11 protein-coding genes are annotated in these 13001 nt (G+C 67.7%); 1 reads left to right on the top strand and 10 read right to left on the bottom strand.

Features of this window, described 5'->3' with window-relative positions; translation table 11 throughout:
* Nucleotides 1-367 precede the first annotated feature (367 nt).
* Nucleotides 368-799 carry a hypothetical protein gene (locus ABQZ00_RS19330; protein WP_055853585.1) on the bottom strand — a complete coding sequence of 144 codons (432 nt, stop codon included), beginning with the start codon at nt 797-799 and terminating at the stop codon, nt 368-370.
* A gap of 212 nt (nt 800-1011) precedes the next feature.
* Complete coding sequence (gene hrpB / locus ABQZ00_RS19325) at nt 1012-3513, bottom strand: ATP-dependent helicase HrpB (protein ID WP_323538446.1); 2502 nt, start codon at nt 3511-3513, stop codon at nt 1012-1014.
* Nucleotides 3514-3820: 307 nt separating this feature from the next.
* Here hrpB and ABQZ00_RS19320 point away from each other — a divergent pair, with 307 nt between their 5' ends.
* Nucleotides 3821-5938, top strand: coding sequence for a methyl-accepting chemotaxis protein (locus tag ABQZ00_RS19320; RefSeq protein ID WP_323538447.1), 2118 nt, complete (start codon nt 3821-3823; stop codon nt 5936-5938).
* A 188-nt stretch (nt 5939-6126) separates the two neighbouring features.
* Here the strand turns inward: ABQZ00_RS19320 and ABQZ00_RS19315 are convergent, their stop codons facing one another.
* The 8 genes from ABQZ00_RS19315 to ABQZ00_RS19280 form a co-directional block, all read right to left on the bottom strand.
* Nucleotides 6127-6600 carry a YehS family protein gene (locus ABQZ00_RS19315; RefSeq protein WP_055853578.1) on the bottom strand — a complete coding sequence of 158 codons (474 nt, stop codon included), beginning with the start codon at nt 6598-6600 and terminating at the stop codon, nt 6127-6129.
* A gap of 259 nt (nt 6601-6859) precedes the next feature.
* Nucleotides 6860-7192, bottom strand: coding sequence for a hydroxyisourate hydrolase (gene uraH / locus ABQZ00_RS19310; protein WP_323538448.1), 333 nt, complete (start codon nt 7190-7192; stop codon nt 6860-6862).
* A complete protein-coding gene (gene hpyO, locus ABQZ00_RS19305) occupies nt 7189-8610 on the bottom strand; it encodes an FAD-dependent urate hydroxylase HpyO (protein WP_323538449.1) in 1422 nt (473 codons plus the stop codon). Before hpyO ends, uraH begins: the two co-directional genes overlap by 4 nt.
* Entirely contained in the window at nt 8607-9098 is a 492-nt protein-coding gene (gene uraD / locus ABQZ00_RS19300; protein WP_323538450.1) for a 2-oxo-4-hydroxy-4-carboxy-5-ureidoimidazoline decarboxylase, read from the bottom strand. Before uraD ends, hpyO begins: the two co-directional genes overlap by 4 nt.
* Entirely contained in the window at nt 9095-9490 is a 396-nt protein-coding gene (hpxZ, locus tag ABQZ00_RS19295) for an oxalurate catabolism protein HpxZ (protein WP_323517898.1), read from the bottom strand. The genes uraD and hpxZ overlap by 4 nt, the downstream gene beginning before the upstream one ends.
* Nucleotides 9487-10377: an allantoinase PuuE gene (gene puuE / locus ABQZ00_RS19290; protein WP_323538451.1), complete on the bottom strand. Its 891-nt coding sequence runs from the start codon at nt 10375-10377 to the stop codon at nt 9487-9489. Before puuE ends, hpxZ begins: the two co-directional genes overlap by 4 nt.
* On the bottom strand, nt 10374-11630 hold the full coding sequence (locus ABQZ00_RS19285; RefSeq protein WP_323538452.1) for a pyridoxal-phosphate-dependent aminotransferase family protein: 1257 nt from the start codon (nt 11628-11630) through the stop codon (nt 10374-10376). The genes puuE and ABQZ00_RS19285 overlap by 4 nt, the downstream gene beginning before the upstream one ends.
* Entirely contained in the window at nt 11620-12891 is a 1272-nt protein-coding gene (locus ABQZ00_RS19280; protein WP_323538453.1) for an allantoate amidohydrolase, read from the bottom strand. The genes ABQZ00_RS19285 and ABQZ00_RS19280 overlap by 11 nt, the downstream gene beginning before the upstream one ends.
* Nucleotides 12892-13001 lie beyond the last annotated feature (110 nt).

The raw sequence follows: 13001 nt of genomic DNA, 5'->3' as shown, positions 1-13001 counted from the left end.
CGATGGCTGCAATCGCCAGTGATGCGATCGAACTGCGGCGATTGCATGCCTCGTTCAAGGAGCGGCTGACGACACGTAGCGAGCAGCTCTTACGTGGGTGTGGATGCCGCATTCGTATCCGGCGTCTAAGTGTACGGGTAGTCCACGCTGCACCGAGCACCGAGCACAGGCCGCGCCCGCCTGACGGTGCGCGTCGTCGTTTGCTTAGCTGCTCTCTAAAGCGGCGTAGCGATCCGGCAACGCAGTGGGGTGCTGTGCGGCTGCGTGCCACACAGCGCTGTGCAATGCCTGCCCACAAACGACAACGCCACGGCGCGAGGCCGTGGCGTTGTGGCGTGCAATCCGCCTGTTCGGCGGACTCGGTGTCTTATTCGACGCCGTCGCTCGGGGTCACTGCAGCGCGGCGCTGGTAGGCGGCGCGACGTGCGTTGGCATTGCTGGCGTGTTCGCGATCCAGACGATGCACGTTGCCACCCAGCACCTGCTGATCGCGCTGGCGCTTGCGATACACCGCATAGCCGATCAGGCCGAGGCCGGCAACAGCAGCCGCTACGGTGATGGCCGGGTTGCGCTTGACCAGCTTGCTGGCTGCCTTGCCGCCGCTGCGCACTGCGCCCAGGGCCACGCCGGTCTTCAGCCATTCGCTGGCACCCGGACCGAAATGACGCAGGCTGCTGCCGGCGCTACGTGCCTGGTCGCCCGCAGTGGATGCGGCATGACGCAGTTGGTCGCCGGCGGTGCCGGCCAGTTCCAGGGCACGCTCCAGGGCGCGTTCGGTGATCACAGTCAGCTTGCTCATTGAAGGCGTTTCCTTTCCGAGTACGTGGCCTGCAGTCTGTGGCCAATGGCGTATAGGCGGCGTTAGCGGCAGTAAGCGCCGTTTGGCTAACGGTTAAAAAGCGTTGTTGCCTGCGTTCAAAAGAGATGCCGCATCGCATTGCACGATCAATGCGCGGCCGTCCCCTCACCCCAACCGCTCTCCGGGCGGGAGAGGGGCTACAGCATGGCGGGTCAGGTGCCGCGCGGTTTTGCGCGATGGGTTGCGGCAGCTGTCCAGGGGTCGTCTGGCCATGGGTGTCTGGGATACCGGCCCTTCATTTCTTTTTTGACGTCCGGATAGGTGTTGGCCCAGAAGCTTTTCAGATCCTGCGTGACCTGCAGTGGGCGGCCGCCGGGCGACAGCAGGTGCAGGGTCAGCGGGATGCGGCCATCGGCAATGCGCGGGGTTTCGGCCAGGCCGAACAGTTCCTGCAGTTTGACCGCCAGCACCGGCGGCAGCGGTTGCTGGGTGTGGTCGAGTGCGTAGCTGATCTGGCGTTCCATGCCCGACGGCACGTTGATGCGGGTGGGAGCGTGGCGGTCGATGGCCTGGCGGCGTTCCCACGGCAGTGCGGCTTTGAGCGCCTCGCCCAGGCTGGACTCATCCAGCGCGTCGAGCCGGGTCTTGCCGGCGAAGGCCGGGCGTAGCCAACGGTCCAACGAGGCAAGCAATGCGGTATCGGAGAGATCGGGCAGCTCCAGCTCGGGCATCCACACCCGCAGCGACAGCACGCGCGCGCGCCATTGCTGCAGGGTCTCGGTCCAGGGCAGGGCATCCAGGCCGAGCTGACGCACCGCCTCGGTCAGGGCGCCGGCGGCCTGGGCTGGATCGACGCGGCCGGCGGGGCGGCTGTCGAGCACGATGCGGTCGAAGCTGGATTGCCGGCGCGCGACCAAGGCGCGTTTGTCGGCGTCCCACTGCACCACGTCCTGCTGCACGAAACGCTCGGGCAGGCTGCGGCGCAGATAAGCCTCGTCCACGGGCGCAGCGCGCAGCAGCAGGGCGTCCTTGGCTTCGTAACGCAGCTCGCTGGCCACAAGCCACGGTTCGCCGCGCAGGTCGCTGTGGTCGAACAGACGCGCGCTGCGGCCGTTGGCGAGCAGATAGCGCAACGGGTCGGTCGGGTGGCGTGCGGCGATGCGGTCGGGGAAGGCATGCGCGAGCAGGTCACCCAGCGCGTGCGCCTCCACGCTGGTGGGTGGGGCGGTGTCGCAGCGCAGTCGGCGGCGCCATTGTTTGGCGGCACTGTCGATCGCGGCCAGGCCGCCGCGGTTGGCATCGGGCGCGCTGCGGCCCTGGCGAAATGCCGCCAACGCGCGCCAGCGTGCGGCCAATCCATCGCCGCCCTGCCGCAGCGGGTCGCGCGCTTCCAGCAACGCGGCCAGGTCGCAGGCCAGTGCCAGGCGCGATGCAGCGCCGGCCTGCGCCAGCATCGCGGCCAGACGCGGATGCGTGCCCAGCGCCAGCATGCGGCGGCCCAGCGCGGTGATGCCGCCGCTGTCGCTGAGCGCGCCCAGCCGTTGCAGCAATTCGCGCGCGGCCGCCAGCGCGCCGGTGGGCGGGGCATCGACAAAGCGCAGCGCATCGCTGCCCCAGGCGGCCAGTTCCAGTGCCAGGCCGGCCAGTTCCACCTGGGTGATTTCGGCGCGCCGTTGCGGTTCCAGGCGCTGCGATTGCGGCCACAGCCGGTACGCCCAGCCGCTGGCCACGCGTCCGGCACGGCCGGCGCGCTGGTCGGCCGACGCCTGCGAAATAGTGGCTACATCCAGCCGCGAAAAGCCGCTGTTGGGGTCGTAGTGCGGCTCGCGCGCCTGGCCGCTGTCGATCACCGTGCGCACGCCGGGCAAGGTTACCGAGGACTCTGCCACGTTGGTGGCCAGCACCACGCGGCGGCGGCCCTGCGCATCCGGCTGCAGCACCTGGCTTTGCGCGTCCACCGACAACTCGCCGTGCAGCGGCAATACCTGGATGGCCGGGTCCAGCGCGTCCTGCAAGGCGCCTTGCACGCGCGCGATCTCGCGTTGGCCGGGCAAAAACACCAATACATCGCCGGGATGGGTGAGCAGGGCATGCTCCACGGCGCGCCGCGTCTGTGGTTCCAGCGCTTCGTCGCGGCGCGCGGGGAAATGTGCGATCTCCACCGGAAAACTGCGCCCGGCACTGCTCAGGCGCGGCGCATCCAGAAAGCCGGCCAGCCGCTCGCCATCCAACGTGGCCGACATCGCCACGATGCGCAGGTCCTCGCGCACCTGTGCCTGCACGTCCAGCGCCAATGCCAGGCCGAGGTCGCCGGCCAGATGGCGTTCGTGGAATTCGTCGAACAGCAGCGCGCCCACGCGTTCCAGCATCGGGTCGTCCTGGATCATCCGGGTCAGGATGCCTTCGGTGACCACTTCGATCCGGGTGCGCGCAGAGGTCTTGTTTTCGAAGCGGATGCGGTAGCCCACCGTCTCGCCGACCGGCTCGCCCAACTGGCGCGCCATGAACAGCGCAGCGCTACGCGCGGCCACCCGGCGCGGTTCCAGCATCACGATGCTGCGGCCGGCCAGCCACGGCGCATCCAGTAACGCCAGCGGCACCTGGGTGGTCTTGCCGGCGCCGGGCGGGGCTTCGAGCACCAGACGCGGATGGGCGGCAAGGCTGTCGCGGATCTGCGGTAGCAGTGCGGCGATGGGGAATGCAGGTTCGGTCATGCGCGGCAAGGATACGGGCCTGCTCGCGCCGGTGCGATGGTCGGGGATCGAGGTGAAGCCTGTCAGGGAATGGCGTGTGGCCTGTCGGCAACGCAACTGCTTGGGCTTGCCGCCAGCGCTTGCTGCCCGGCGACGTGCTGCGGACCAAGAGCCTGCGTGCACAAAGATGTGCGCCACTTAGCCGCTCAGGCAGCGTCCGCTCGGTTGTTGCGCGGCGGATCCGACGAATGCAAATGCAGGAGGCTTGCATGCTTCAGAGTGCATGGCCGGCGTCGATAACCCGGTTGAACCCGTCATTGGATTGACCATGTCCACCCCGTCCCCGCGTTTTGTCAGTCTGCAAAGCAAGCTGCTGGGCGCCCTTGCGCTTGGTCTGTCGATCATCCTGTTATGCGCACTTGGCGGTCTGGGCTCTGCCTGGTTGAGTCTGTCCGGCAAGGTGCCGGTGGAAGTGGCGCAGGCTTCGGCCAGCGAAGAACTCACCCGCGATTTCCGCCTGCAGGTGCAGGAATGGAAGAACGTGCTGATCCGGGGCCGCGACCCTGCACAACTCGAAAAACATCTGACTGCCTTCCGCGACAAGGGCAAGAGCGTGCAGGGCACGGTCACCTCACTGGCAGGCGCGCTGGCCGATCCGCAGGCGCGCACGTTGGCGCAGGACTTTGCCAAGGCGCATCTGGAACTGCAGGTCAGCTACGAAGCGGCGTTGGGCAAGTTTGCCGAGTCCGGTTACGACACCCAGGTGGGCGACCAGCTGGTCAAGGGCAAGGACCGCGCGCCCAGCCAGACGTTGGAGGCGTTGGTCGCGCGCAGCAAGGCGTTGGCCGATGCGGCCGTGCTGGCAAGTTCGCAATCGGCGCAGCACATGCTGGTGTATTCGGCGCTGGCCACCATTGCCGCGGCGTTATGTCTGGTGGTGGTGTTGGGGTGGTGGATTCGTCGCTCGATCGTGCGGCCCATCGAAAACGTCGCGCGTGCGGCACGCCTGGTGGCGGCCGGCGATCTGTCCGCGCGCGCTGCGGTCAGCAACCGCGATGAAATCGGCCTGCTTGGCCAGGCAATGGGGCAGGTGGTCAACACGCTTACCGATGTCTCCAGTGCGCAGGCGGACATGGCGCAGCGCCACGAAGCCGGGCAGATGAGCTACCGCATGGACGCGCAAGCGTTTCCCGGCGCTTACGGCCGCATGGTCGATGACACCAACGGATTGATCGGCGCGCAGGTGGGCCTGATCGGCACCATGCTGCAGGTGATGCAGCATTACGCGGTGGGCGACATGTCGGTGGACATGCCGCGCCTGCCGGGCGAAAAGGCGCAGATCACCGATGCGATGGACACCACCAAGCGCAACCTGGCGGCCATCAATGGCGAAATTCGCGGCCTGGTGGAAGCGGCTGCGGCCGGCGACTTTGCCACCCGCGGCAATGCCGCTGCCTACAAGTTCGAATTCCGCGGCATGGTCGAGGGCCTCAATGGCCTGATGCAGAACGTAGACCAGAATCTGGGCGAGTTGTCGCAGCTGCTCAAGGCGATTGCCGATGGCGATCTGACCGCGCGCATGCGCGGTAACCAACAGGGCGTGTTCGCGCGGATGCGCGACGATGCCAACGCCACCGTGCAACGCCTGACCGATATCGTTGGCGATATCACGCTGGCCGCGCAGACCATCCGCACCGCCTCGGCAGAAATTGCCGCCGGCAATAGCGATCTGGCGCAACGCACCGAACAACAGGCGGCGAATCTGGAAGAAACCGCCGCCTCAATGGAAGAGCTCACCTCTACCGTGCGGCAGAACTCCGACACCGCGCAGCAGGCCAGCCGGGGTGCGCAGGCCGCTGCCGACATCGCCGGCCGTGGCGGCGAGATGGTCGCCAGCGTGGTCGATACCATGGGCGAGATCGAAGTGTCGTCGAAGAAGATCGCCGAGATCATCAGCGTCATCGACGGCATCGCGTTCCAGACCAATATCCTGGCGTTGAACGCGGCGGTGGAAGCCGCGCGCGCCGGCGAACAGGGCCGCGGCTTTGCGGTGGTGGCCTCCGAAGTGCGCGCGCTGGCACAGCGCTCGGCCGGTGCCGCCAAGGAGGTCAAGCAGTTGATCGATGCATCGGTGGAGAGCGTGGCGCGCGGGAGCGCACGCGTGGATCAGGCCGGACGCACGATGCAGGACATCGTGCAATCGGTGCAGCAGGTCACCACGCTGATCGCCGAGATCTCCGCTGCCTCGCGCGAGCAATCGTCGGGCATCGAACAGGTGGCGCGCACCGTCAACGACATGGACGAAACCACCCAGCGCAATGCAGCGTTGGTGGAAGAAGCCTCGGCCGCCGCACGTGCGATGGAAGAACAGGCCGTGGAGCTGAGCGAAGCGGTGTCGGTGTTCCGACTGGATGCACGCAAGCCGCGCTTGGTGGCGGCTGCGTGAGTCTGCAGACGGGCAAGATAGCTGGATGAACGGCCTCTCGCGTGGGAGTGCTCTCACGCGAGAGGCGGCAGTCCGCCGTATGCACGAACACGCATGATGTGTGCGTGTGTATGCGATCGGTCATCGCGTAGGGATGCAGTGCTGCGACGCTGATCGACAGAACGTCGAAAGCATCGGCATTGAAACCATCACCCCGCTTCGCGCACCCGGGCGGTCAGGCCTTTGAGGAAGGCGCGCAGCAGTTGGTCGCCGCAAGGGCGGAAGTTCTTGTGGCCGGGCTGGCGGAACAGGGCCGACAGTTCCGGCTTGGACAGGGGGAAGCCGGCGCCAGCGAAGATGGCGTGCATGTCCACGTCCTTGAGTTCGAAGGCCACGCGCAGTTTCTTCAGCACCAGGTTGTTGCCGACGCGGGTTTCCAGCGGGCGGGCCGGCTGACTTTCGTCGCGGCCGCGGAAGCGCAGCACCAGGCCATCGAGAAAGCGCGCCAGCATCGCATCGGTGCAGGGCTCGAAACCGGGCTCGTCTTCCTTCTTCAGCCAGGCCTGTACCTGCGGCTTGTCGAGCGCGAACTCGGGGTCGGCCAGGTGAGTGATTTCCACCACCTTGTCGTCGCTGAGGTCGAGCATGTAGCGGATGCTGCGCAGTACATCGTTGTGGATCATGACAATTCCGGGGCCCCGGCCTGTCGCCGGAAAGGCGTCATTCTACGGGGCCGGGGTGGAATGCGGCGTGTGTCGCGCCGATCCGTTACCGATCTGAAGCCGCCCGGAAGCGGCTGACAAGGCGTTATGGGCAGCCGTCGTGAGCCGCTGTCGGGTGCGTGCGGCCGGTGCGCGGGAGTTGCAGGTTGAGCGGTAGGCGTCGGCCCACGGTATCGACCGCGCCGGCCTTGCGGGCGAGCGCAGTCGGCCTGAGCGCCACTCAGCTGCCGCGATAGGTGGAATACCCGTACGGCGACAGCAGCAGCGGCACATGGTAATGGCCGTGGTCGGCAATGCCGAAGGCGATGGGCACCTGTTCCAGGAACGGGGGGTCTGCCAGTGCGGTGCCGGTGGCGCGCCAGTAGCCGGCCACATCGAATTCCAGCCGGTAGCGGCCGGGTGGCAGGGTCAGGGTAGCCAGCGCCGGGCAGCGCCCGTCCTGGTCGGTGACCGCCTCCAGCTGCAATGTGTCGCCGGCGAACAGGCGCAGCGGCACACCGGCAGCAGGGCGACCGGCGGCGGTATCCAGCACATGGGTGGACAGGGTGCTCATGCGACGGCCTGGGTCGGTTGCGGCCACTGGCCGACGAATTCGGGTTGGTCGTAGGCCAGATAGCTGTCGACGATGGCCTGGCGGTCGTCCAGGAACAGCTGGTCGGCCACCGCACGGGCCAGCCGCGGCAACGCAACCTTGAGCCCGGATAGCGCGGCGGCCGACGGGCCGTGGTTGATCAGCGCCGAATAGTTGAAGGCAAACAGCCCGTGCAGCGCTGCAGCGTCGTCCGGCGTGCGTGGCAACAGTTCGAAGCCCGGCCCCAGGTACGGGTGTGCGTCCAACACCGGGTTGGCCTGGCCCGGCGGCGGTTGGTAACGGTCTGCCCAGCAGGCGATGCGCCCGGACAGCGCGGCCAGTTCCGGGCGCAACTGCGGGTCGGTGACCAGGCCGGTGGCGACGGCCAGGAAATCGAAGCGGTGCTCGCCGTGCGGGGTACGCACCACCACCGCGCCATCGCGCTCGGCCACCTCCAGCCATGGCGCGCCCAGGTGCAGCGCAAAGCCTGGGTGCGCGCAGGCGCGCTGGAAGGTGTCGTTGGTGGGCGGTTGGTTGTGTGCGAAGAAGCTGGCCATCATCCGGTACTTGTCCGCATCGGGCAGTGTCAGAAACCGCGGAATGATGCCGGCCTGCTCCATGTGGCGGAACGGGTTGATGCGCGGCAGCTCGCTGCGGCGCACGAACACTTCGGCGGTGGCGACGCCTTGGTCCAGCGCAAAACAGGCGTTGTCGAATGCCGATGCGCCGCCGCCCAGAATGCCCACGCGCTTGCCGGCAAGCGCGGCGAAGTCGATGTGGCTGGAGGTGTGTGCGTAGCGGTGGCTGGGCAGGGCACGGCCGATCCAGTCCGGCACCACCCACTGGCCGCCGCCCTGGATGCCGGTGGCCAGGATCAGCTTGCGCGTCAACAGCGGCGCGCCCATCGACAGATGCAGCCGGTGGATGCCGGGTGCGACCTCCGGTTCGACGCGTGCCAGCTGCGTGGCGTTGCGCACCGGTAGCCGCAGCGCCGCGCGGTACCAGCGCAGGTAGTCCATCCAGCGGGCGCGTGGAATCTTGTCCAGCGTGTCCCAGGCCGCGCTGCCGTGTTGCGCTTCCCACCAGGCGCGGAAGGTCAGCGACGGCACGCCCAGGTCGATCGAGGTGATCTGCTTGGGTGTGCGCAGTGTCTGCATCCGCGCGTAGGTGACCCAGGGGCCTTCCTGGCCGGCCGGGTTTTCGTCGATGACCAGCACGTTGTGCACGCGTTCGCGTTGCAGTGCGAACGCCGCGCCCAGCCCGCTCTGGCCGGCGCCTACAATCACCACGTCGTAGACATGCCCGGCCGGATGTACGCGCGGTTGCACCCAGGCATCGCCGCCGTGGGCCAGACGTTGCAGGTCGCGGGCGAGCTCGCGTTCGAGTTGGGCCAGGCTCATGGCAGTGCCTCCAGGCGCAAGTGGACGATCTTGCCGATCTCGGCGAGGGCGGTGGCGATCTCGGCGTCGCGCGAGGCATCCATGCGCCGCTCCAGCGCGGCCAGAATGCCGGCCTTGTCGTGCAGCCGCACGCAGATCACGAACGGGAAACCGAAGCGCTGGCGATAGGCCTGATTGAGCGCACGGAAGCGGGTGAATTCGTCCTCGCTCAACCGATCAAGACCGGCCGAGGCCTGCTCTGCGGCCGAGGCGGCGGTGAGCGTGCGATCGATGGCCGCCTTGCCGGCCAGCTCCGGGTGCGCGCGAATCAACGCGACCTGATCTTGCGGCGATGCATCGAACACCACCTGCATCAAGCCGCGATACACATCCTCGAACGGGCGGCGACGCGCGGCGCGCTCCACCACCCACGGCGAATGTTCGAACACCTCGCGATAGCGCGCCACGAAGGCGGCATCGTCCAGCACACGGTCGTCGGTCACGCTCATGCGTGAGTCCCTTGCAGCGACACGTGCGCGGCCACCACTTTCCAGCCATCGGCAAAGCGTACCCAACTCTGACTCTGGCGGCCGCGCGCGCTGCTGCCTTCGCGGACGAATTCCGCATGGGCGGTTGCGCAGTCCTGGCCATAGCTGTGCACTTCTACATGCGCAAGCTGGCGTTGTGGCGAGCCGCCGCGGCCGATGCGAAACGCGCGGATCGCGTCGATGCCGTACAGCACCTCACCCACGCCGTAACGCACGGTGCTGGGCGCTGCATGAAACAGCGCATCCATCGCGGCGATGTCATCGCGCATCAATGCGCTTTCGTAAGCGTGGAAGGCGGCAGTCACCTGCGCGATCACCTCGGGCAGATCGATGTCGGCAGTGACAATGCTCATGCCGGATGCACCTGCAGCCAGTGGCGTGCGATATCGATGCGTCGCGCCACCCACGCATCGCCGCTGGCCAGCACGTGATCGACAAAGCGCGCCAGTGCGGCCGCGCGTGCGGGCTTGCCGACGATGCGCCCGTGCAGACCGATCGAGAGCATGCGCCCGCCTTCGCTGCGCAACTGCTCAAAGCTGTCGCGCAGATAGCGAAAGAACGGTTCGCCATCGGCAAACCCGTTGTAGGCGACGAACTTCATGTCATTGGCATCCAGCGTGTACGGCACGATCAACTGCGCTCGCCCGTGGCGGCTGTCGTAATACGGCACATCGTCGGCATAGCTGTCGGCGTCGTAGACAAACCCGCCTTCTTCGGCAACCAGGCGTGCAGTGTTGGGGCTGGTGCGGCCCTGGTACCAGCCCAGCGGACGGCTGCCGGTGACGCGGGTGTGCACCGCAATGGCCTGTGCGATATGCGCGCGCTCGGTGGCTTCGTCGATATGTTGGTAGTCGATCCAGCGCAGCCCGTGGCTGGCGATTTCCCACTCGGCGGCCTGCATCGCGGCCACCGCGTCGGGATTGGCGGCCAGCGCGTTCGCCACGCCGAACACGGTCACCGGCACCGCGCGCGCAGTGAACAGCCGATGCAGCCGCCAGAACCCGGCGCGGCTGCCGTACTCGTACAGGCTTTCCATGGCCATGGCGCGCGCGCCGGCTTGGGCGTGTGCACCGACCATTTCCGACAGAAACGCCTCCGAGCCCGCATCGCCGTTGAGCACGCAGTTTTCTGCGCCTTCTTCGTAATTGATGACGAACTGCACGGCGATGCGCGCGCCACCCGGCCACTGCGCAGCCGGCGGGGTGGCGCCGTAGCCGACCAGGTCGCGCGCCGCGCTCACGCAGCCGGCTCCGCATGCCAGGCCGCCAGGGCGGCTTCCACCGCCAGACCCGGTGTGCAGATGTAGCCTTCGGCACGCAGCACCGCTTCCAGCGCGGCCAGGGTGAGCAGCACCTTGTGTTTCATCGCGTTGTAGCCCATCGCGCCGATGCGCCAGATCTTGCCTTGCAGCGGGCCGAAGGCGGTGCCGATCTCGATCTCGAAATCCTCGCGCATGCGCCGACGCACCGCGTCGTTGTCGATACCCGCCGGGATCACCACGCCGGTGACGTTGGTCATGCGATGCGCCGCGTCGCCGAACACCTCCAGGCCCATCGCGGTGATGCCGGCGCTCACCGCACGGCCGGCGGCGGTGTGGCGCGCGAACCGTGCATGCAGGCCTTCCTGCAGCGCGACGCGTGCGCATTCGCGTGCGCCGTACAACATGGTGGTGGCTTCGGTATGGTGGTTGAGGCGCTTGTCCGACCAGTAATCCATGATCATCGCCAGGTCGAAATAATTCGACGCGATGCGTGGCCCGGTGCCGTTGACGATGTCGTTGCGCACGATGCCGCGTTCGACATGCCGGCGCGCAAAGATCGCCTCGGCCGCGCGCTCGGACACGGTGATCGGTGCCGAGCCGGACGGCCCGCCCAGGCATTTCTGCAGGCCGGCGGTCACCACGTCCACGTCCCAGCGGTCGCTGGCGATCTCCATGCCGCCGATGGTGGCGGTGGCATCCACGTAACTCAGCGCGCCGGCCGCGCGGCACAGTGCGCCCAGGCCATCGAGCGGCTGCGCCATGGTGGTGGAGGTGTCGCCGTGCACGGTGGCTACCAGTTTGGGCGCCACCCGTTCGATCGCCTCGGCAATGGCGGCCAGCGGCACCACCTCGCCCCATGGTGCATCCACGCTGTGCACGTCGGCGCCGAGGCGCTGCAGGATTTCGGTAAGCAACAAGCCGAAGCGGCCGAAGTTGATCACCAGCACGCGGTCGCCCGGTTGCACCAGCGATACCAGCGCCGCTTCGATGCCGGCACGCGCGGTGCCGTCGACCAGAAACGTCCAGCGATTTTCGGTGCCGAACAATGGCCGATACAGCGCCATCACCTCGTTCATGTAGGTGGTCATTTCCGGGTCGAACTGGCCCAGCAGATCGGCCGCCATCGCACGCAGCACGCGCGGATGCGCATTGACCGGGCCGGGGCCCATCAACAGGCGTTGTGGCGGATCGAGTTCGCCAAAGGTATGCAGGTGGCGCAGATCAGGTGACAAGGGGGTCTCCCAGGTGTTCGATGAAATGGCGCATGACCGCCAGGGCGACCTCGGCATCGGCCGGGTCGACGTGTTCGTCCGGATGATGGCTGATGCCGCCGGCGCAGCGCACGAATAGCATTGCGGTTGGGCAGAGCGCGGCCATCGTCATCGCATCGTGGCCGGCACCGGAGACCAACCGCCGAGGGGCGATACCTTGCGCGGCGACGGCGTGGTCGAGCCGGGTCATCAGCGTCGGTGCGCATGGGCTGGCGGCAAGGGTTTGCAGCGGGGTGATGGCGATGGCGATGCCGCGCGCTGCGCCGATACGCGCCAGTGCCTGTTCGATGGCGCGCACCGCGGCATCGCGGGTGGCGTCGTCGCCGGCGCGCACGTCCAGCGTGCACTCCACGCGACCGGGCACCACGTTGACGGCGCCGGGTGCGAGCTGCAGCTTGCCGACGGTGGCGACCAGATCGTTGCTGCCATCGCGCGCGATGCGCTCGATCGCCAGCAGCGCCTCGGCCGCAGCGCTCAAGGCATCACGACGCAGCGCCATCGTGGTGGTGCCGGCATGCCCGGCGCAGCCGTCAAAGCGCAGCGCGAAGCGGCGTTGCGCGGCGATTGCGGTGACGATGCCCACTGGCAGGCCGTCGGCTTCGAGCACCGGGCCTTGTTCGATATGGGTTTCCAGATACGCCAGCACGCTGCCCGGCGTGCGTGCGGCGTGCTGGATGTGCGCGATGTCCAGATCCCAGTCTGCCAACGCGCTGGCGACGTCGATGCCGGCGCCGTCGGTCACCGCCAACGTGGTCGGGTCGAGCGTGCCGGCCACCGCGCGGCTGCAGAACATCGAGGACGGAAAGCGCGAGCCTTCTTCGTCGCCGAACGCGATCACTTCGATGGCGAATGGTAAGCGGCGCGCTTGCGCGTGCAGTGCGGCGACGCATTCGATGCCGAGCAGGATGCCGAGCGGGCCGTCGTAGCGGCCGGCATCGCGCACGCTGTCCAGGTGGCTGCCGATCAGCAGCGCGGGTGCGTCGGCCTGCGTGCCGTCGTAGCGGCCGATCAGGTTTGCCGCCGCGTCCAGGCGCACCTGCATGCCGGCCTGGCGCATCCACGTGCTCACCTGCGCGATGGCAGCGCGGTGCGCCGGGCTGAGCCAGGCGCGGAACAGTCCCTCGGGTGTGTCGCTGTAGGGCGCGACGCCCAATGCATCGCAACGCGCCACCGCACGTGTGCCGGAGCCGCTGTCCGGTGAGAGGCGCTGGGTGCTCAGCATAGGGCGTGGTGCGGGTGAGCCGATCCAAAGGCGCTGCGCGGACCGCGATGCGATAGCGACTGATGCATGGAGCCTCCGCAGGCGGTGGGGAAGGGCGAGGCATCGCCGGG

Origin of the sequence: Xanthomonas sp. WHRI 10204 (assembly GCF_040202875.1) — a bacterium.
Lineage (GTDB): Bacteria > Pseudomonadota > Gammaproteobacteria > Xanthomonadales > Xanthomonadaceae > Xanthomonas.
This window is presented reverse-complemented; position numbering and strand designations above follow the sequence as displayed.